General features: G+C 68.0%; 19 protein-coding genes and 1 tRNA gene. 11 read left to right on the forward strand and 9 right to left on the reverse strand.

Going from position 1 to position 18,427, the window contains the following annotated elements:
* Positions 1 to 83: 83 nt before the first annotated feature.
* On the reverse strand, positions 84 to 2,453 hold the full coding sequence (locus ACOQFS_RS13010; protein WP_421563282.1) for an Orn/Lys/Arg decarboxylase N-terminal domain-containing protein: 2,370 nt from the start codon (positions 2,451 to 2,453) through the stop codon (positions 84 to 86).
* A 155-nt stretch (positions 2,454 to 2,608) separates the two neighbouring features.
* On the opposite strand from ACOQFS_RS13010, the gene ACOQFS_RS13015 reads away from it, so the two are divergent.
* From ACOQFS_RS13015 to ACOQFS_RS13035, 5 genes are all read left to right on the forward strand, one after another.
* Positions 2,609 to 3,034, forward strand: coding sequence for an NfeD family protein (locus tag ACOQFS_RS13015; protein WP_421563283.1), 426 nt, complete (start codon positions 2,609 to 2,611; stop codon positions 3,032 to 3,034).
* A 45-nt stretch (positions 3,035 to 3,079) separates the two neighbouring features.
* On the forward strand, positions 3,080 to 3,997 hold the full coding sequence (locus ACOQFS_RS13020) for an SPFH domain-containing protein (protein WP_421563312.1): 918 nt from the start codon (positions 3,080 to 3,082) through the stop codon (positions 3,995 to 3,997).
* A gap of 105 nt (positions 3,998 to 4,102) precedes the next feature.
* A tRNA-Ser gene (locus tag ACOQFS_RS13025) sits at positions 4,103 to 4,192 on the forward strand.
* Positions 4,193 to 4,448: 256 nt separating this feature from the next.
* On the forward strand, positions 4,449 to 4,631 hold the full coding sequence (locus ACOQFS_RS13030) for a hypothetical protein (RefSeq protein WP_421563284.1): 183 nt from the start codon (positions 4,449 to 4,451) through the stop codon (positions 4,629 to 4,631).
* 132 nt (positions 4,632 to 4,763) lie between these two features.
* Positions 4,764 to 5,144 (forward strand): hypothetical protein, encoded by a 381-nt coding sequence (locus ACOQFS_RS13035; RefSeq protein WP_421563285.1) that lies wholly within the window; start codon positions 4,764 to 4,766, stop codon positions 5,142 to 5,144.
* Positions 5,145 to 5,210: 66 nt separating this feature from the next.
* Here the strand turns inward: ACOQFS_RS13035 and ACOQFS_RS13040 are convergent, their stop codons facing one another.
* From ACOQFS_RS13040 to ACOQFS_RS13055, 4 genes are all read right to left on the reverse strand, one after another.
* Positions 5,211 to 5,834, reverse strand: coding sequence for a hypothetical protein (locus tag ACOQFS_RS13040; protein ID WP_421563313.1), 624 nt, complete (start codon positions 5,832 to 5,834; stop codon positions 5,211 to 5,213).
* A gap of 98 nt (positions 5,835 to 5,932) precedes the next feature.
* Positions 5,933 to 6,973 (reverse strand): MlaD family protein, encoded by a 1,041-nt coding sequence (locus tag ACOQFS_RS13045; RefSeq protein WP_421563286.1) that lies wholly within the window; start codon positions 6,971 to 6,973, stop codon positions 5,933 to 5,935.
* A 51-nt stretch (positions 6,974 to 7,024) separates the two neighbouring features.
* Complete coding sequence (locus tag ACOQFS_RS13050; protein WP_421563287.1) at positions 7,025 to 7,825, reverse strand: MlaE family ABC transporter permease; 801 nt, start codon at positions 7,823 to 7,825, stop codon at positions 7,025 to 7,027.
* A gap of 175 nt (positions 7,826 to 8,000) precedes the next feature.
* Positions 8,001 to 8,468, reverse strand: a complete 468-nt coding sequence (locus ACOQFS_RS13055) for a Cd(II)/Pb(II)-responsive transcriptional regulator (RefSeq protein WP_421563288.1) — start codon at positions 8,466 to 8,468, stop codon at positions 8,001 to 8,003.
* 84 nt (positions 8,469 to 8,552) lie between these two features.
* Here ACOQFS_RS13055 and ACOQFS_RS13060 point away from each other — a divergent pair, with 84 nt between their 5' ends.
* Together ACOQFS_RS13060 and ACOQFS_RS13065 are read left to right on the forward strand one after the other, a co-directional pair.
* Complete coding sequence (locus tag ACOQFS_RS13060) at positions 8,553 to 9,227, forward strand: cation transporter (RefSeq protein WP_421563289.1); 675 nt, start codon at positions 8,553 to 8,555, stop codon at positions 9,225 to 9,227.
* A 3-nt stretch (positions 9,228 to 9,230) separates the two neighbouring features.
* Complete coding sequence (locus ACOQFS_RS13065; protein WP_421563290.1) at positions 9,231 to 9,629, forward strand: DUF3703 domain-containing protein; 399 nt, start codon at positions 9,231 to 9,233, stop codon at positions 9,627 to 9,629.
* A 39-nt stretch (positions 9,630 to 9,668) separates the two neighbouring features.
* On the opposite strand, the gene ACOQFS_RS13070 is transcribed toward ACOQFS_RS13065, so the two are convergent.
* From ACOQFS_RS13070 to ACOQFS_RS13085, 4 genes are read right to left on the reverse strand one after another with little or no spacing between them, the layout of a single operon-like run.
* A complete protein-coding gene (locus ACOQFS_RS13070) occupies positions 9,669 to 10,271 on the reverse strand; it encodes a DUF2894 domain-containing protein (RefSeq protein WP_421563291.1) in 603 nt (200 codons plus the stop codon).
* Entirely contained in the window at positions 10,264 to 10,971 is a 708-nt protein-coding gene (locus ACOQFS_RS13075; RefSeq protein ID WP_421563292.1) for an OmpA family protein, read from the reverse strand. The genes ACOQFS_RS13070 and ACOQFS_RS13075 overlap by 8 nt, the downstream gene beginning before the upstream one ends.
* Positions 10,968 to 13,430 (reverse strand): DUF802 domain-containing protein, encoded by a 2,463-nt coding sequence (locus tag ACOQFS_RS13080; protein ID WP_421563293.1) that lies wholly within the window; start codon positions 13,428 to 13,430, stop codon positions 10,968 to 10,970. Before ACOQFS_RS13080 ends, ACOQFS_RS13075 begins: the two co-directional genes overlap by 4 nt.
* Positions 13,427 to 14,278: a DUF3348 family protein gene (locus ACOQFS_RS13085; RefSeq protein ID WP_421563294.1), complete on the reverse strand. Its 852-nt coding sequence runs from the start codon at positions 14,276 to 14,278 to the stop codon at positions 13,427 to 13,429. Before ACOQFS_RS13085 ends, ACOQFS_RS13080 begins: the two co-directional genes overlap by 4 nt.
* Before the next feature lie 232 nt (positions 14,279 to 14,510).
* On the opposite strand from ACOQFS_RS13085, the gene ACOQFS_RS13090 reads away from it, so the two are divergent.
* From ACOQFS_RS13090 to ACOQFS_RS13105, 4 genes are all read left to right on the forward strand, one after another.
* Complete coding sequence (locus ACOQFS_RS13090) at positions 14,511 to 15,014, forward strand: hypothetical protein (RefSeq protein WP_421563295.1); 504 nt, start codon at positions 14,511 to 14,513, stop codon at positions 15,012 to 15,014.
* A gap of 99 nt (positions 15,015 to 15,113) precedes the next feature.
* The gene (locus tag ACOQFS_RS13095) at positions 15,114 to 15,602 is read left to right on the forward strand and encodes a hypothetical protein (protein ID WP_421563296.1); all 489 of its coding nucleotides are present in this window, start codon (positions 15,114 to 15,116) and stop codon (positions 15,600 to 15,602) included.
* The gene (locus ACOQFS_RS13100; RefSeq protein ID WP_421563297.1) at positions 15,599 to 17,026 is read left to right on the forward strand and encodes a TolC family protein; all 1,428 of its coding nucleotides are present in this window, start codon (positions 15,599 to 15,601) and stop codon (positions 17,024 to 17,026) included. Before ACOQFS_RS13095 ends, ACOQFS_RS13100 begins: the two co-directional genes overlap by 4 nt.
* Before the next feature lie 2 nt (positions 17,027 to 17,028).
* Positions 17,029 to 18,411, forward strand: coding sequence for a multicopper oxidase family protein (locus ACOQFS_RS13105; protein WP_421563298.1), 1,383 nt, complete (start codon positions 17,029 to 17,031; stop codon positions 18,409 to 18,411).
* Positions 18,412 to 18,427: the final 16 nt, after the last annotated feature.

Consider the following 18,427-nt stretch of genomic DNA (forward strand, 5'->3'; position numbering starts at 1 on the left):
GCCACCAGGCTTTCGCTATCAAAAAAAGAGCTTCCAGCGCTTGATGGACAAGCGCTGGAAGCTCTTTTGACTGCAAAAAACGGTCAGACGATTCGGCTGTAAGCCCCGTCATCGCCCACCTGCACCAGGTTCTTGGCGGTGGCCAGCGGCTTGGGGTTCTTGGCGCTCTTCTTTTCGTCCGCCACACAGTCGGCGTAATAGCGCACCTGGCCGTTCTCGTCTTCCACTTCCACCAGGCCGTGGATGTCGGTCTCGAAGCCCGGGCACAACTTGGCGAACTCGCGGGCGAACTTGAGGTAGTCCACGATCTTCTTGTTGAACACTTCGCCGGGGATCAACAGCGGAATGCCCGGCGGGTACGGCGTGACCAGGCCCACGGTGATGCGGCCTTCCAGGTCGTCGATCTCCACGCGTTCGGTCTGGCGGTGGGCGATGTGCGCGTACGCATCCGAAGGCTTCATGGCCGGCGTGAGGTCCGACAGGTACATCTCGGTCGTCAGGCGCGCGATGTCGTACTTGGCGTACATCTCGTGCACGTGCTGGCACAGGTCCTTCAGGCCCATGCGCTCGTAGCGCTTGTGCTGCTGGCAGAACTCCGGAAGGATGCGCCACATGGGCTGGTTCTTCTCGTAGTCGTCCTTGAACTGCTGCAGCGCCGTGAGCAGCGTGTTCCAGCGGCCCTTGGTGATGCCGATGGTGAACATGATGAAGAAGCTGTACAGGCCCGTCTTCTCCACCACCACGCCATGCTCGGCGAGGTATTTGGTCACGATGCTGGCCGGGATGCCGGTCTTGTCGAACTTGCCGTCGAGGTTGAGGCCCGGCGTGACGATGGTGGACTTGATCGGGTCCAGCATGTTGAAGCCGTCGGCCAGCTGGCCGAAGCCATGCCACTTGCTGCCGTTCTTCTTGCCCTTGCCGTCGCTGCGGATGATCCAGTCCTCGGCACGGCCCAGACCCTCGTCCACCAGCTTGTCGGGGCCCCAGACCTTGAACCACCAGTCGTTCTTGCCGAAGTCTTCTTCCACCTGGCGCATGGCGCGGCGGAAGTCCAGGGCTTCGAGCAGGCTTTCTTCCACCAGCGCGGTGCCGCCGGGCGGCTCCATCATGGCGGCCGCCACGTCGCAGCTGGCGATGATGCTGTACTGCGGCGATGTGGACGTGTGCATCAGGTAGGCCTCGTTGAAGAGGTGCCTGTCGAGCTTGGCGGTCTGCGAATCCTGCACCAGCACGTGGCTGGCCTGGCTGATGCCGGCCAGGAGCTTGTGGATGGACTGCGTGGCGTACGTCACCGAATACTTGGGGCGCGTGCGCTTCTTGCCCATGGCGTGGTAGCTGCCATAGAACGGGTGGAACGCCGCGTGCGGCAGCCAGGCCTCGTCAAAGTGCAGGTTGTCCACATAGCCGTCAAGCATGCCCTTGATGGTTTCGGTGTTGTAGAGCACGCCGTCGTAGGTGCTCTGTGTGAGCGTGAGCACGCGCGGCTTGACCTTTTTCGCGTCCACGCCCTTGAGCAGCGGGTTGGCCTTGATCTTGGCCTCGATGGCCTTGGGCTCAAACTCGCTTTGCGGGATCGGGCCGATGATGCCGAAGTGGTTGCGCGTGGGCTTCAGGAACACGGGAATGGCCCCGGTCATGATGATGCTGTGCAGGATGGACTTGTGGCAGTTGCGGTCCACCACCACCACATCGCCGGGCGCCACCGTGTGGTGCCACACCATCTTGTTGGACGTGCTGGTGCCGTTGGTCACGAAGAAGCAGTGGTCGGCGTTGAAGATGCGCGCGGCGTTGCGCTCGCTCTCGCCGATGGCGCCGTTGTGGTCCAGCAGCTGGCCCAGCTCTTCCACCGCGTTGCACACGTCGGCGCGCAGCATGTTCTCGCCGTAGAACTGGTGGTACATCTGGCCCACAGGGCTCTTCAAGAAGGCCACGCCGCCCGAGTGGCCCGGGCAGTGCCAGCTGTACGAGCCGTCTTCGGCATAGTCGAGCAGCGCCTTGAAGAACGGGGGCTGCACGCTCTCCAGGTAGCTCTTGGCCTCGCGGATGATGTGGCGCGCCACGAACTCGGGCGTGTCCTCGAACATGTGGATGAAGCCGTGCAGCTCGCGCAGGATGTCGTTGGGCAAGTGGCGGCTGGTCTTGGTCTCGCCGTGCACGTAGATCGGCACATCGGCGTTCTTGCGACGCACCTCGCCGATGAAGTTGCGCAGGCTCAGAACGATCGGGTCCAGCCCCGAACCGAGCGTGAATTCCTCGTCGTCGATCGACAGGATGAAGGCGCTGGCGCGGCTTTGCTGCTGCGCGAACTGCGACAGGTCGCCGTAGCTGGTCACCCCCACCACCTCGAAGCCTTCGGCCTCGATCGCCTGCGCCAGGGCACGGATGCCCAGGCCTGACGTGTTTTCAGAACGGTAGTCTTCATCGATGATGATGATGGGAAAGCGAAACTTCATGCGCAGCCTCCAGGGAGCCGTGGCCCGTTGGGCCAAAAAACGAAACAGGCGCGAAGTGTAAGGAATAACGTTGGCACGCCTTTGAACTGCCATCCTTTTGACCCAGAATGTGGTGCGCTGAATACAGCGACACACAACGATAAAAGGAGGTCTTTATGGAGGAATCCACACTCTGGTGGCTGGCAGCGGGGGCTGTCGTAGTTGCAGAGCTGCTCACCGGCACGTTCTATTTGCTGATGGTGGCCCTGGGGCTGGTTGCTGCAGCGTTGGCCGCCCACATGGGTCTCTCGGCAACAATGCAAGTCGTGGCAGCTGCGGCGGTTGGCGGCGTTGCCGTGGTGGGCTGGTACTACTACAAGAAAAAGCGCCCCGAAGACCCCCCGGCCCGCGCCGACCGCAGCGTGAACCTGGATGTGGGGGAAACCATTCTCATCAGCGAATGGGGTTCCGACGGTACCACCCAAGTGAAGTACCGAGGCGCAAGCTGGACCGCGATTCATCGCCCCGGCGTAACGCCTGCCCCCGGAATGCACAAAGTTGTCGAACTTGTAGGCAACCGCCTGCTGGTAGAACTTTTGTAACCCCCTTTTTCAGCAAACTCTCCCGAAAGGCTTGATATGGACGGCATTTACATCGCATACGCCATCGCCATAGTGGTCGTTGTCGTCGTGATCCGCAGCTTCAAACAGGTTCCCCAGCAAAACGCTTGGGTTGTCGAGAGGCTTGGCAAGTACCACGGCACGCTGGGTCCGGGTTTGAAGGTCATCATCCCTTTCTTCGACAAGGTCGCCTACAAGCACAGCCTCAAGGAAATCCCGCTCGACGTGCCCAGCCAGGTCTGCATCACACGCGACAACACGCAGCTGCAGGTGGACGGCATCCTGTACTTCCAGGTGACCGACCCCATGCGCGCCAGCTACGGTTCGAGCAACTACATCATGGCCGTCACGCAGCTCGCACAGACCTCGCTGCGCTCGGTGATCGGCAAGCTGGAGCTGGACAAGACTTTTGAAGAGCGCGACATCATCAACGCCCAGGTGGTGCAGGCCATCGACGAGGCGGCGCTGAACTGGGGCGTGAAGGTGTTGCGCTACGAGATCAAGGACCTGACGCCCCCGAAGGAGATCCTGCACGCCATGCAGGCCCAGATCACCGCCGAGCGCGAAAAGCGCGCGCTCATCGCGGCGTCCGAAGGCCGTCGCCAGGAGCAGATCAACATCGCCACCGGTGAGCGCGAGGCGTTCATCGCCCGCTCCGAGGGCGAAAAGCAGGCCGTCATCAACAACGCCATCGGCGAAGCCGAGTCGATCCGCGCCGTGGCCCTGGCCACCGCCGAAGCGATCGAACGCGTGGCCACGGCCATCCGCCAGCCCGGCGGGGAGCAGGCCGTGCAGCTCAAGGTGGCCGAAAAGGCTGTGGACGCCTACAGCCGCGTGGCCACCGACGCCACCACCACCCTGATCGTGCCGAGCAACATGACCGAAGTGTCGGCGCTGATCGGCTCGGCCATGAAGATGGTGCAGACCTCGCAGAAGGCGCCGTAGACAACGAAGTCGCCGCAGTCGCCGCGAGAGCTACGCTCTCTTTTTTGACCTCTCAGCCGCACAAAGCCGAATCGAGCGATTCCTATGGCTATAATCGAGGGCTTCGGAGAGGTGGATGAGCGGTTTAAGTCGCACGCCTGGAAAGCGTGTGTGGGCTAATCCCCACCGCGGGTTCGAATCCCGCCCTCTCCGCCACAATTGACTGCGCTGATGATCTGATCGTTGATCTTTTCAACCCCCGCAAAACCCGCGCTTTCCTGAGGCGCGGGTTTTTTGCTTTTCAGTCTCTGCCCCTGTCTGCAACCAGTTGCAACATCCGATCTTCAGCGGCTGGGATTCGCACTTGTCTTACAGACACCTCCAGGGGCATTTGCTGAAATCGCTGCACGCAGCCATTGAGGCTGGCCGGGCAGTCATTGAGACGCCCGCACCCCTTTCAAAGGACCTCAGCATGAACCGCCACCCCTTTTCCTCTGGAGCACGCGCTTTGATGACGTTTGCCGGCACTGTGGTTCTGGCGGTGCTGGCGTCCGTGGCGCTTGCCAGCCCCGACGTAGCCGTCCCTGCCGTGGATGCGCTCACCGCTTTGCCGCCGGGGCTCGACGAGTTGCTCCCCACCTCGTTTTTTGAGTGACGCGCGCCTGCTTGGGCCCTGTGGGCGTCAGGACGCGCCTGAACGAGGACTGGAAAAAATCATAGCATCGGAGTACCATTCGGCGCGGCACACCGGACTTTCCGGTGCATTCATGAATGGAGGACGATCGTGATGGCACGCATTCGCATCTCTGCACCGGCATTTCAAACCTGCTCGCATCGCCTAGGCCGACTTTTTGCGGCGGCGTCGTTGGTGACGGCTCTTGTCGGCTGTTCCAGTTCGCGGGACATGGCGCTGGAGGAATTCACCCGCTGGCACGACACGGCACGCGCGCAAGCGCAGGCGGGGCTGCTGGCGTGGAGCGAGCTGTACAAGCAAAGCTTTGACCGACTGGCAGCCCTGCCCCCCTCCATTCAGCAAGACACCCGCCTGGAAAACACCGTACTGCTGCTTTCCACGGCACGCAAATACGAAGCCCAAGAGATTAACGCGCAGCAGTTCGCCATGGAGCGCGAGCACATCGAAGCCCAGTTGCAAGCGCGTCTGCGCTGACTGACACGCGCACCCGTCGCGGCGGGCGGGTCGCCGCCTTGGGACTACGCCGAAAAAATCAGCCGATCACCGGGCGGGAACACTTTGCTCGACCACGGCGATCCGGCGGCGCAATGCAGCCGCAGCCGATGCGTCACCGGCTGCGTCGGCCCTCTGGGCCTGCACCCCCAGCCAAGCCATCAACGGCCGGCGCCAACCCTGGGCAGACGCTGTCTCCACCGCCTGGGCGATGGCCGGCGGGGTGATGCGCCCCGTTTTCAAAAGCACACCGGCGGCCACCAGTTGCGACAGAGGGTCGGCCACAGAGGTTACCGACGCGGCGTCGCCTGCGGCTGCCACCTTGCGCTGGGCCTCCGGCAGCAGCGCGATCTGCGCTGGCTGCACACGCCCCGCCAGATAGTCGGCGTAGGCCTGCTCGGCGGGCGCTGCGTCTGTGCGCAGGCGCTCGAACTCGCTGCAGGGCTGCACATCGAGGCTGGCAACGTGCGCGGCACAACGCAGCAATTCCAGCCGCGCCAGCAGGTCGAGGCGGCCGGTGCGGGCCACTTCGGCGCGCGCGAGCTCCCACTCCAGCGCTTGCACGCGGTTGTTGCCAGACAAATACGCCTCCACGGCTTTCTGCGATGAGGCATGTGCATTCATCTGCCAGTCGGGCACGGCGGGCTTGCTGGAACATGCCGCCAGGCCCATCGCCAGAACCAGGGACAGCACTTTGCCCAGCACCTGCGCCCGCGCCCGCGCCCGCGCCGACAAGCAAGAGAACCGGTGGGCAGCAACATCAAGTGGTTTCATGGCAGCTTGATCTCCGTGTCACGCGCAAAGGGCCACTTGCGGTTGATTTCGTTGACCAGGCTTTCCACCTTGCGCAGATTGCTCTCCACCTCGGCGCGCAGTGCGCCCAGGTCGGTGGTGGCTTCGCGGGCGTTGGCGCCGATGGCCTGGGCTTCCACCAGCACCGCGTCCACCTTCTGCAGGCTGCTGCGTGTGTCCGCCAGCAGGGCGTTGAGCTGGGCCACGGTGGCGCGCACCTCGGGCACCAGGGCGTCCTTGTTGCCGGCATCGCCGCCAAACACCTGCCGGTCCGCCTTGGCCGCCATGCCGTCCAGGCGCGCCAGCAGGGCGTTGGTGCGGTCCAGCGTCGCCACGATCTTGCGCGCATCGGCCTCACTACCCATGAGCACGCCCAGCACGCCGCCGGGGCCATTCAGGCGCTCGGTCAACACTCGCAGGTTGGCAATGCTGCTGCCCAGCGCGGCGTCTTGCGCGGTGATGGCGTTGAGGTTGGTCAGCAGTTCGCGCGCCGATGCCATGAGCTGCGGAATCTCTGCGGTGGCATCGCCGCGCAGCACGGGGCGCACGGCGCCGTCTTCCAGCGGCGCATCTGCCAGCATGCCGGTATAGGCGCGGATGTTGGTGCCCCCCACGATGCCGCGCACCAGGGTGAAGACGCTCGACTGGCGCAGCCAGTGCGCGTCCTTGCGGGGCACGTCGACAATGATGCGGGCGTTGCCCTCGTTCGCCAGCTCAATGCGGCGCACGCGCCCGATGGGAAAGCCCGAGAACGTCATGTCCATTCCCACCACCACGCCTTCGGAATCGTCGGCCGTGAGGATGAGCGTCTGCGTGGGCTCGAACGCGCCGCGCGCATACAGCAGATACAGCCCCGAGCCCGCGATGAGCAGCAGCGTGAACAGCAGCAGCGCCGCAGCCTTCAGTTCGAGGTTGGCCACGGGGCGCAGGATCTCGGCGGGCGGCAGGTCGGATTCGGGGCGGGCCGCTGGGGGTTGGCCGGGTTCGGGGCGACCGGAGGAAGAATGCTTGTCGGTCATGGAACGGGGTGCATGGACATCGTGGGGTTTGCGTCAGCCTGCGGGCCGGTCTCAGTAATAGTTGCCCATGAGGGAGGCCACCTCGATGAGCAGCAGCACGGCAAACATGCGCGCAAGCCCGCCCAGCTCTGAATCAGGCTGGGCACGCTCGCCCGCATCGTGCAGGCCGGCAGCCATGGGAATCAGCGCCACGGCAAGGCTGAAGAACACTGTCTTCAGCACAAAGACCAGGGTGACGCTGGGCGAAAACACCTGCCCGAACATGCGCGTATAGCTGGGCAGGCCTGCCAGGTTGAACCCATACACGCCCAGATAGGCCAGCACCAGCGCCACCACGCAGCTGAGCGCGGCCAGCGTGATGCTGGCGAACACACCGGCGATCACGCGTGGCAGCAGCTCCACCCGCACGGGGTCTGCCCCGTGGCGGCGCAGCACGTCGAATCGGCCCGAGCGCCGCAGCCGCGCCATCTGCGTTCCGTTGGGAATGGTGCAGCGCATGGCGACGAACAGCGCGGCGGTCAGGGGAATCAGCTCCAGCACCAGCACCCGGATCACCATCTCGAGCGCATAGCTCGACAGTCCATAGCTAAGCGCCGTAACGACCACGATGCGCGTGAGCACCAGGCTGATGAGCGCCGCCAGCACGGTGAAGCCGAGCAGCACGGGAGCGGTATCGAGATAGACATGGCGCGCCAGGGCCTTGCGCGTGCCCGTGCCATAGCTGGACGGCGACAGCACCAGCACCAGCACCACGGCCCCGAGGTACAGGATGCGCCACCACGCCACGGCCCAGCGCCGCGCGGTGCTCAGCACACGTTCTGGCAGGGAGAGACCGGGCAGGCGCGAGATCATGGGCGGATCATAGCGGCGGGCGCGCAGGCGGTGCAGGCAACAACTGTGAGAAAAATTTCCAATGTTTTTTGCCCTTACCGCTTATCCATAAACACTTTATAGCTATCAAACTTGATAACCAAGGCTGCGAGGCGCAACCCGTGCTCGCCTGGGTCTGCCGATGGCGCGCGGGCCATCACACATGCCGCTTGCCCGGGCCGGAGCCCGAGGGCGCCGCCGGGTGCGGCTGGGCGTCGGCACGGGCATGCAGCGCCTCGATGATGTGGCACTGCGCGTCCGAGCCATCGCAGCGGTCGCGCAACGCCTGCAGGTCGGCCTCCAGCGCCTGCAGCTCTGCGCGGCGGGCGCGCACATGCTGCAGGTGTTCGTCCAGCGTGTCGCGGGCGGCGTCGCAGTCTTGCTTGCGGTTCCAGTCCAGCGCCAGCAGCGTGCGCACTTCATGCAGCGACATGTCCATGGCGCGGCACAGGCGGATGAAGCGCAGCTGGTGCACATCGGCCGCGCTGTAAAGCCGGTAGCTATTGCCCTCGCGCGCACCGGGGGCCAGCAGGCCTTCCTTCTCGTAGTAGCGGATGTTGGCAGCCGTCACGCCGGACTGTTGCGCAGCCTCGCCGATCCGGAACTGCGGTGCGTGCTTCTCCATGGGCTTGACCTTCAAGTGACTTCAAGGTTTCCAATCATGCCATCGCTTGAATGCAGACACCCTTGCCAGGAGTACCCCACCGCCATGTCCGCCCGCTGCCAACACAACCACACACACCCTCAACCACACCATCACGGCCACGGTCATGCCACCGCCAACCCCGACCCACGTTACCGGCGCATTCTGTGGATTGCGCTGTTTGTGAACGCGGCCATGTTCTTGATCGAGATCGGCGCGGGGGCCAGCGCGGGCTCTGCGGCGTTGCTGGCAGATTCCATCGATTTTCTGGGCGACGCGGCCAACTATGGCCTTTCGCTGTGGGTGCTGGGCATGGCGCTGGCCTGGCGCGCTCGCGCGGCGTGGGTCAAGGGCGCCAGCATGCTTGCGTTTGGCGCGTTCGTGGTGGGCCGCGTGGCCTGGGGTGCGTGGCAGGGCCAGGCGCCCGAACCCTACACCATGGGGGCCGTGGGCCTGCTGGCCCTGGCCGCCAACCTGGGCGTGGCCGCCCTGCTCTACGCCTGGCGCGAAGGAGACGCCAATATGCGCGGCGTGTGGCTGTGCACGCGCAACGACGTGCTGGGCAACCTGGCCATCATGGGCGCGGCACTGGGCGTGCTGGGCACGGGCACCGTCTGGCCCGATCTGGTGGTCGCCGCCATCATGGCGGGCCTTGCCATCAGCGGCGGCTGGAGCGTGGTCCAGGACGCCCGGCGCGAACTGGCGGGCGAGCGCGCAGCATCCAAGCCCCACGCCCACTGAGCCATGCGCACGACACCCCCACGCGCTGCCCAAGCAACACTGCACAAAGCCGCCTTCGATTTCTTGCTGCAGCAATTTGCGCTGTACGCCGACGACCCGCCAGATCAGCGCTGGCAGTGGCTGGAAGCGGCCCATGTGATGGGCCAGACATCGCTGCCGCTGCACTGGCGGTCACACGTTGCCATGTTGCGCTATGCGATCACCCTCCGAGACGGCCGCGAGGCGCTGGGCCAAATCCTGCGGCTGGCATTGGTCCCGCTCGGCCATGCGCTGCAGAGGCTACCGTTGGGCAACACCGGCCGGTCCCATGTCAGCGCATTCCGTCCCATGCTGCCGGAGCCCGGAATCGGCGCGCTGATCCGCATGGCGCTCAGCCACGTCGCGCTGAACACGCCGGGGTAGCCCGGTGCACAACACCCGCTCTTGGCCTGCTCGGCACGTTCAGCCCTTGCTGCGCCCCGCGCGGCCGGGCCGCAAGGGCGCGCGTGCCGGCCGGGCGGACGACTGCTCCAGCCACAGCAGGTTGTCCATTTGCGCGACGAAGGCCTGCAGGTATTCGGGCGACAGGTTGCGCATGAGCGCAAGCGAGCGCAGCAGAAGGCGGTGCGGGTTCAGGGGGCCGGCGTTTTCCGGTCCGCGCTGGAGGGCCTGGGCCACCTTCTGATCGGCAGAAATCTTGGCCCATACCGCGCCAAAGCGCCTCACGCTGGCCATGTCGGGCGCACCGCAGGCGTGGTGGGCCCACGCGCCGTCATCCTCGTGCTCTGAAGGCATGGGCGTGCGGTTTTGCAGCTCGCAGTTCAGGCGCGCCAGGGGCGATGCTTCAGCCGCCGCCTGCAACGCCAGGGGTGGCTGCGTCGCACGCGTGCGCACCTGCTGCGCGCAATCGAGCAAACCCGCGTGCAGCCGCGCCTGCAGCAGGCGCTGCACGGCCGGGGGCTGTGCGGGCAGGCGGGCGGCCAGTGCCTGAAGGTAGCTGAACCGCACCGGGTCCAGGCGCTCGGCACCTTCGGCCCGCAGCGCGTCCAGGCTGGGTTCACCCACGGCTGTTTCCCGCGCCACTGGCATTTATTCCGTCGCCATGCACCTTGCCCGGGCCAGCCGCTGGTTTGGCGGCCCGTGGCACCGGCGCCATCTCGACACGCCGGTTCTGCGCGCGACCGCTTTCGTCGGCGTTGTCGGCCACGGGCTGCTCGGCGCCAAACGCTGCGGCAAACACCTGGGCCGACGGCAGCCCAGCCTCAATCAGCGCGCGTGTCACGGTCAGCGCTCGCTGGGCCGACAACTCCAGGTTGTCTGCAAACCGCTGGTGGCGGCCCTGCAGCACGGTGGTGTTGTCGGTGAACCCGCTCACCATCAGCATCTCGTCGCGCTCGCGCAGGTACACATGCAGAGGCTGCACCAGGGTCTGCAGCAGTTGCTGCCCTTCTGTGCGCAGGTCGGCCGACCCCGCTGCGAACAGCACGCTGCCGCTGATGCCGATGCGCCCTTCCACCACCGTGACCCTGCCGCTGGCCAGCGGCCCGGCCAGCGCCTGCTCCAGCGCCATGCGGCGCTTCTCCTCCTGTTGGCGCTTCTCCACCTCTTGCTTGAGGCTGGCCACCAGGTCGATCTGCACCACCAGCACGCCCACCAAAATCAGCACAAACGCCCCCAGCAGGCCCGCCATCAGGTCGCCGAAGACGGCCCACACCGGCGCCGTCTGCTCGGTGCTGTCGTCCAGCGTGTCGTCCAGTCCCGTCACGCGGCCACCTCCACGGGCGCGGCGGCGATCTGGCCCTTGAGCCGGCGCAGGTCTTCCACGATGCCGTGCTGCGCGCTGATGCTCAGGTCGATCACCTCGCGGGCCTGAGCGACGTAGTAGGCCAGTTGCTCGTCGCTTCGGCTGAGCGACTGGCCGATGGCGCCTTCAATGCGCTGCAGGGTTTCCAGCAGCTTGTCGCTGCTGGCGGCGAACAGCCCCACGCCATGGCCGAAGGACTCGCCCAGGCTTGCGAGTTCCACCGCGCTGGCCGACACGTGGGCCGAGACCTCGTCCGCCCTGTCGGCCTGCGCGCCCAGGGCCTGCGCGAACTGCGCGCCAGCCGCCTCCAGCACGCCCCCGGCCGATCCCACCAGCGACTCGATGGCGGCGCGCTGCTGGGCCGCCGCCTCGTTCACGGTCTGCAGTAGCGCACCCAGCTGCGCCATCAGGGCCGTGCGTTCGGCCAGAGCGGCGTTGTCGCGCTCGCTGAAATTCGCCATCTCCCCGCGCAGCTGGGTGATGACGCCGGCGGCGGCCTGGGGCACGTCGGACGCGGTCTGCAGCAGGCGCGTGAGCGGCGCCTCCAGCGCGGTGCCCAGCGTGGCCAGATGCCCGGCCACGGCGCCTTGCAACTGGTCCAGGCGCTCCACGGCCGCCTGGCCGCGCGCGGCTTCCGCGTCACGCAGCGCGGCAAGCTCGGCCTGCACCACGCCCGCCAGGGCCTGCATGCGCTGCTCCTGCGCGCCAGCCCAGCGTGCCTCGGCCTCGATGCGGGCTGCCAGCAGCGCATCGGACTGCTCCATCAAGCGTGACGCACCCGCCACAGCCTGCTGCACCTGTTGCGTCAGCTGCGTGCTGAACTGCGCGGCCGCCGCCTCCAGCGCCTCGCCCACACCCTGCTGTTGCCGGGCCGTGTGCTCTGCGGCGCGCTGCCACTGCTGCGCCAGCTGCGCCGCCATGCCTTCCATCGACTGGCCCAGGCGCGCGATGCGCTCTTCGTTCGCGGCCGCTTCGGCGGTGCGCTGGTGTTCAGCGCTTTGCTGCAGCGCCTCCAGCACCAGAGTGCTGCGTTGCTCCAGCGCTTGGGACGCTGCATGCAGCGACTGCGCAAGCTGCGTCGCGGCGCCTTCCATCGCCCGGCCGGTGTCGCGCTGCTGCTGCGCCGCTTCGTCGCCCGCCTGCTTCCACTGCGCCGCCAAGGTGCTGGCCAAGTGGTCGAGGGACTGGTTCCACAGGGCCAGGCGCTCCTGGTCGGCCCGCGCCTGGGCAGCCTGCACCTGGGCCGCGCTGTCCTGCCAGCCCGACAGCAGCGTTGTGGTGCGCTGCTGCACCGCGCCGGTGATGGCTTGCAAAGTGTCTTCCAGCTGCGCCGCCTGCCGCCCTTGCACTTGCGACTGCTGCTCCAGGGCATCGGTCCAGGTGCGGGCCACTTCACGCGCTGTGCCCTGCCATTGGGCCGTGAGCGCCTGCATCTGCCCGTCCATCGCTTCCCGCAGGTGCTGGTGCGATTGCGTGGCCTCTTGCGCCAGCGCGGCCATGGCCTGTTCGACCACCGGGCGCAGCGTGTCTCCCGCCATGCGGGCGCTGGCGCCCAGGCTCTCATGCAAAGACGCCCCCACCCTGTCGGCCAGTTCGGCGTAGGCTGCGGCCGCTTCGCGGTGGAAGCGCTGCTGTTCGTCCTGCAACTGGCTGCCCAGCTGCGCGTGGCGGCGCTCCAGCCCATCCACCAGCTCCTGCAGCCGCTCTGCCACGCGCGGCATGGCCTGGGCCTGGGCCTGCAGCGCGTCAAACATCTGCTCACGCCGCTGCACGGCCGAGAAGGGTCGCAGGGCCGCTGCGGTGCACGCGTCCAGCCCGCGCTGGGCCACCAGCCGCTCGCGCCGGCACAGCGCCAGCATCAGTCCCAGCATGGCCGATGCCGCCACCCCTGCCACCGACGTGCCGAACGACAGGCCCAGCCCCCGGATCGGCGCGGCAAGCGCGGCGCGGATGGATTCCAGGCTGGCCGAGGCCTCCAGCGCAAACACGGCGCCCTTGAAGGTGACCACCATGCCGAGGAAGGTGCCCAGCATGCCCAGCATGACCAGCAACCCCACCAGGTAGGGCGCGAGCGCAGGCCCGGGCAGGGCCACGCGTTCGCCCTCGATGCGCTGGCGCACGGAGAGGCGCAGTGAAGGATGCAGGCCGGCCAGCCAGGCGGATAGATCCGTCAGCGGCTGCGCCTGCTGCTGCTGCTGCTGCGGCTGCGGCTGCGGCTGCACCAACGGGCCCAGCGCGGCCGACAACGTTGCGGTGGCCGAACGAAACCGCATCAGCTCCCACACCCCCAGCAGGTACACGACGGCGATGGCCACCGTCATGGACAGCGCCAGCGGGCTGGACCCGACGAAGCCCCACGCCACCCAGCCCACCACGGCCAGCCCTGCGGCGGCCATGGCCGCCATCACACTCTTGCTCATTCGTTCGTTCCTGTCATCGTCATGGTCCCGGTCTTCGCGGATTTCGCGCTGGTGCGCATGGGCTCGCGCCGATCGGGCGGGTTCAGTGCGCGCGCGTGGTGCCGCGCCGCGTCCAGCAGCCCCACCAGGGGTTGCAGGCGCGCCTGCAGTTCGCTGGCCTGCAAGGCGCGCATGTCTTGTTCAAAGCTGTGCAGCCAGCCGCCGGGCTCAGCCCAGCGGTGCGGCTCGTCGTCGCGGCCCGCCTCGGCGATCCGCTGCCCATGCGCCGTGCGCAGTTGCGCCATCCGCCGCTCCAGGTGCACGGTCAGCGAAGCCCACAGCCGCTGCTCGCGCGCACCCAGCATGTGCTCCATGACCGCGTCGAGCGCGGCCAGGCGTCGCAGCGCCTCGGGCCCTGCTGACAGCACCTGCCGCATCTGCGCCCGCAGGCCCGCCACGCGGCTTTCCACCTGCTTTTGCACGGCGATATAACGCGCTGCATACACGGCAAAGTCAGCGGCCAATTCGGGATCGGGCGGGGCCACGGGCGTGTTGTCGGCGCGCTCGCGCACAGGCCTTGCACTCGCAGGCCCGGCCGAGGCCAGGGCGGCCAGCTCACTGCGCGCTGCGTCCAGGCGGGCCTGCAGTGCGGGCACATCCACGGCCCCTGAACGCGGCCCAGGAGCCGCGCCCGCCGACTCCAGGGCGTGCAGCGCGCGGCTGAGCTGAACGGCATCCACCGTGCTGAGCCATGGGCTCATCTGCTCGGCCAGATCCTGCGCGGGTTGCGCCGCATCAGAGGGCGCGGGGCTCCATTGCTGAAGCAGGAGCACGAGTCTGGAACGGTGAAGCTGGTGGTGCTGGTACATCGGTCACGCAATGCCCGCAGCAGGCTGCGAGCCGCCGCACCGGGGAAGCGCACCTCCCCAATCGGCAAAAAACCGACTATTTTCGCAGGATCGCGAGCGGCCTCCCCCGGGCGCGTGCCGGGCAGAGGTATCGAATGGAAACACGCGTGAAAGCAGAAGGCCGCTGCCCCACTCAGAGCAGTGCGGTGCCGTGCGGATGGAACTTCGCACACCTGCGCCGTATCATTGCCGGATGCGACGCGCGCTCTCAATGCTGATGGTGGTGATGCTGGTCCTGCGCGGACTGGTGGGCACTGCCATGGCGGCAGGCATGGTGCCTGCGTTGCTGCCCGGCGCGGGGCTGCACGGCCAACCCGCCACCAGCAACTCTCACGCGGCGCACGGCCCAGGCCCGCAGGCCCAGGCTTCTGATGCCTATGCGCCAGGGGCCCACGCGCCGTCCTTTCACGCAGCGCCTGCTGCTGCGTCGCCACAGCCCGCCGATATTCACCAGCACCATGCCGTTGCCGCCCAGGGCGACCACGCCACCTGCAGCGGCGCGCCCGCCACCGGTTGCGCGTCGCCCGAGCAGCATGCCGGCACCTGCTCGGCCTGCGAGATCTGCCATGCCGCGATGCTGGACACGCCGGCCGCCCACACACCTGCTTTGCTGCCGCCCGGCCCTCTGCGCGCCGTGATTGCGGCGCCTTTCGACAGCGCCCCGGCGGCACTGGCCATCAAACCCCCCATCGCCTGATCTCCGACGCCCGAAGTGCGTCTGCGCACCGGCGCGCCCCGTTTGCGGGCGCTTCGGCCGCAGTGCATTGCCTGTTGTTTTCGTCGTCTGGAGATCGCCATGCGCGTCCGTCTTTTCGTATTCCCGGGGTCGTTCCCCGCCCCCACCCCCGCCCTCGCCCTCGTTGCACCGGCGGGTCTGGCTCTGGCATTGCCCCTTCTGCTGGCCGCATCCCCCGCCCTCGCAGATGCGGCGGACCCTGCCGCACCCACCGCGCCGCTGCGGCACGTTGCGCCACCGTCACCTCCTGCACCGGCTGCGGGTTCCGTCCCATCCGTCCCATCTGCCGACCTGGCCCAGCTGCCATCGGAGCAGGCCTGGCGCGATGCGCACCGCGCGGTGGCCGAGTTTCCGCGCGGCCACGCAGACATCGTGGCCTGGGAGAACCGTCAGGCGGCGATGTCTGCCCCCGGCGCAGCGCCGTCATCGCCCCCTGCCGGCCACCAGCACGGCGCCGGCCCCGGGGCACACCCCGCCAACGGCGCGCACGGGCAGCCCGCACAGCGGCACGGCCGCCACGAAGGCGAGCACCCAGGGAGCAAGCCATGAAGCGCCACCTGCAACGGGGCGCGATGGCCGCTGCCGCCCTGGCGCTGGCCGGCTGCGCCAGCGTTTCGCCCGACGGCTTGCGTGGCGAGGTGTCTGCACTCGCCCAGAGCCGTACGGGGATCACCGACGGCGCCCTGCCCTCCGCTGACCCCGCTGCACGCGCCGCCGCTCAGCCCGCGGTGAAGGCGTGGCTGGCGCAGCCGCTCACGCAGGACGCCGCTGTGCGCATCGCGCTGCTGAACAACCCGGGGCTGCGCGCCCGCCTGGCCGCGCTGGGCGTGGCCGATGCCGAGCGGGTGCAGGCCACCACGCTGCCCAACCCGCACCTCAGCCTGGGGCGCTTTGCCAACGGGCATGAGCGCGAGATCGAGCGCACCCTGGCCTTTGGCCTGCTGGACCTCATCACCCTGCCCTGGCGCATGGAGCGCCATGCCGAGCGCCTGCAGATCGCCACGCTGCAGACCGCGCAGGACGTGGTGCTGCTGGCCGCCGACACGCGCCGCGCCTGGCTGCGCGCCGTGGCCGCCGAGCAGGTGGCGGGCGCGCACGCCCGCATGGTCGAAGCGGCCGAGGCCGGCGCCGAGCTGGCCCGGCGCATGGTGCAGGTGGGCAACTGGAGCCGTCTGCAGCAGGCCCGCGAGCAGGCCACCCTGCAGCAGGCGCGCAGCCAGCACGCCCGGGCCCAGCTGGCGGCCGCCACCGCACGCGAAGAGCTCAACCGCCGCATGGGGCTATGGGGCGTGCAGACGCAATACACGCTGGCCCGCCAGCTGCCGCCGCTGCCCGCCAGTGCCTTGCCCGCAGACGGCATCGAAGCCACCGCGCTGCGCGAGCGGCTGGACGTGCAGGTGGCCCGCCGCCAGCTCGACACGCAGGCGGCACGCCAGGGCTGGAGCCGTACCGGTGCCGTGTTTGGCGACATCGGCATCGCCTACAGCCGCAACACGGCCACCGAGCGCGATGGCGGCCACCGCGAGATCACCCGCGGCTGGGAGCTGGAGCTGCCCCTGCCCCTGTTCGACTGGGGCGGCGCGGCCCGCACGCGCGCCCAGGCCGAGGTGGAGCAAAGCGCCGCCCAGCTGCAGGACACCGCCGTGCGCGCCCGCAGCGAGGTGCGCGCCGCCTGGCTCACCTACCGCACCGCGCTCGACCTGGCGCGCCAGCAGCACAGCGAGGTGGTGCCGCTGCGCCAGTTCGTCGCCCAGGAGACCACGCTGCGCTACAACGGCATGCTGGCCAGTGTGTGGGAGCTGTTGGCCGAGGCCCGCTCCAGCACCCAGGCCGTGGCCAGCGCCATCGAGGCGCAGCGCGACTTCTGGCTGGCCGAGACCGACCTGCAGCTGGCCCTCACGGGCACATCGCCGGGCGCCCTGCAAGGGCTCAGCGCCGATGCACCTGCCACCTCCACCCCACAAGGCCACTGAACATGAACCGCCGCAATTTCTTCTCCGGCGCGGCCACCGCCGTGGCCGCCGCATCCGTCAGCAAGGTGGCCCTGGCCGCCCTGCCCGAGCCCGCCATGCAGACCAGCGCCGACACCGCCGCGCCGCTGCACCCGCCCACAGGCCGCCCTTACCAGCCCGTGGTCACGCTGAACGGCTGGACAGCGCCCTGGCGCATGAATGCAGGTGTCAAGGAGTTCCACCTGGTGGCCGAGCCCGTGGTGCGCGAGGTGGCGCCCGGCTTCGTGGTCAACATGTGGGGCTACAACGGCCAGAGCCCCGGCCCCACCATCGAGGTGGTCGAGGGCGACCGCGTGCGCATCTTCGTCACCAACCGGCTGCCCGAGCACACCACCATCCACTGGCACGGCCAGCGCCTGCCCAACGGCATGGATGGCGTGGGCGGGCTCAATCAACCCGCCATACCACCCGGCAAGACCTTTGTGTACGAGTTCATGGCGCGCCGCCCCGGCACCTTCATGTACCACCCGCATGCCGACGAGATGGTGCAGATGGCCATGGGCATGATGGGCTTGTGGATCACCCACCCCCAAGGCAGCCACCCGCACATTGCCAAGGTGCAGCGCGACTACGCCTTCCTGCTCAATGCCTTTGATGTGGAGCCCGGCAGCATGACCCCCAAGGTCAACACCATGCTGGACCACAACATCTGGTGCTGGAACAGCCGGGTCTACCCCGCCATCAGCCCGCTGGTGGCGCGCCAGGGCGACCGGGTGCGCATCCGCGTGGGCAACCTCACCATGACCAACCACCCCATCCACCTCCACGGCCACGAGTTCGAGGTGACCGGCACCGACGGCGGCCCCGTGCCCAAAAGCGCGCGCTGGCCCGAGGTGACCACCGACGTGGCCGTGGGCCAGATGCGGCAGGTGGAGCTGATCGCCGACGAACCCGGGGACTGGGCCTTTCACTGCCACAAGAGCCACCACACCATGGGCGCCATGGGGCACGACGTGCCCACCATGATCGGGGTGGACCACCGCGGCCTGGTGGGCAAGATCCAGAAGATCGTGCCCGACTACATGGTGATGGGCGAGCGCGGCATGGCCGACATGGGCGCGATGGAGATGCCCCTGCCCGACAACACCTTCCCCATGATGACCGGCACCGGCCCCTACGGCCCGGTGGAGATGGGCGGCATGTTCACCACCTTCAAGGTGCGCCCCGGCCTGGCGGCACAGGACTACCGCGACCCCGGGGACTACCGGCAACCGCCGGGCACGCAGGCCTACGAATGGCAGGGCGCGCCTGCCAGCACCCCGCGCCCCGCGCGCACCGCCACCCCGGGCAACGCCCCGCGCGCAGCCAGCGCCCGCAAGCCCGCCGCCGGCGGCCACGCCCACTGACACGTTGAGAAAACCC

The sequence above is a fragment of the Paracidovorax sp. MALMAid1276 genome, assembly GCF_049198005.1.
GTDB lineage: Bacteria > Pseudomonadota > Gammaproteobacteria > Burkholderiales > Burkholderiaceae_C > Acidovorax.

Coding starts and splice junctions, on each gene's coding strand:
- ACOQFS_RS13055 (WP_421563288.1), bottom strand. CDS start 8,468: ATGGAGAAGCACGCACCGCAGTTCCGGATCGGCGAGGCTGCGCAACAG.
- ACOQFS_RS13045 (WP_421563286.1), bottom strand. CDS start 6,973: ATGACCGACAAGCATTCTTCCTCCGGTCGCCCCGAACCCGGCCAACCC.
- ACOQFS_RS13060 (WP_421563289.1), top strand. CDS start 8,553: ATGTCCGCCCGCTGCCAACACAACCACACACACCCTCAACCACACCAT.
- ACOQFS_RS13015 (WP_421563283.1), top strand. CDS start 2,609: ATGGAGGAATCCACACTCTGGTGGCTGGCAGCGGGGGCTGTCGTAGTT.
- ACOQFS_RS13095 (WP_421563296.1), top strand. CDS start 15,114: ATGCGCGTCCGTCTTTTCGTATTCCCGGGGTCGTTCCCCGCCCCCACC.
- ACOQFS_RS13040 (WP_421563313.1), bottom strand. CDS start 5,834: ATGGGCCTGGCGGCATGTTCCAGCAAGCCCGCCGTGCCCGACTGGCAG.
- ACOQFS_RS13085 (WP_421563294.1), bottom strand. CDS start 14,278: ATGTACCAGCACCACCAGCTTCACCGTTCCAGACTCGTGCTCCTGCTT.
- ACOQFS_RS13050 (WP_421563287.1), bottom strand. CDS start 7,825: ATGATCTCGCGCCTGCCCGGTCTCTCCCTGCCAGAACGTGTGCTGAGC.
- ACOQFS_RS13030 (WP_421563284.1), top strand. CDS start 4,449: ATGAACCGCCACCCCTTTTCCTCTGGAGCACGCGCTTTGATGACGTTT.
- ACOQFS_RS13010 (WP_421563282.1), bottom strand. CDS start 2,453: ATGAAGTTTCGCTTTCCCATCATCATCATCGATGAAGACTACCGTTCT.
- ACOQFS_RS13065 (WP_421563290.1), top strand. CDS start 9,231: ATGCGCACGACACCCCCACGCGCTGCCCAAGCAACACTGCACAAAGCC.
- ACOQFS_RS13105 (WP_421563298.1), top strand. CDS start 17,029: ATGAACCGCCGCAATTTCTTCTCCGGCGCGGCCACCGCCGTGGCCGCC.
- ACOQFS_RS13090 (WP_421563295.1), top strand. CDS start 14,511: ATGCGACGCGCGCTCTCAATGCTGATGGTGGTGATGCTGGTCCTGCGC.
- ACOQFS_RS13080 (WP_421563293.1), bottom strand. CDS start 13,430: ATGAGCAAGAGTGTGATGGCGGCCATGGCCGCCGCAGGGCTGGCCGTG.
- ACOQFS_RS13100 (WP_421563297.1), top strand. CDS start 15,599: ATGAAGCGCCACCTGCAACGGGGCGCGATGGCCGCTGCCGCCCTGGCG.
- ACOQFS_RS13035 (WP_421563285.1), top strand. CDS start 4,764: ATGGCACGCATTCGCATCTCTGCACCGGCATTTCAAACCTGCTCGCAT.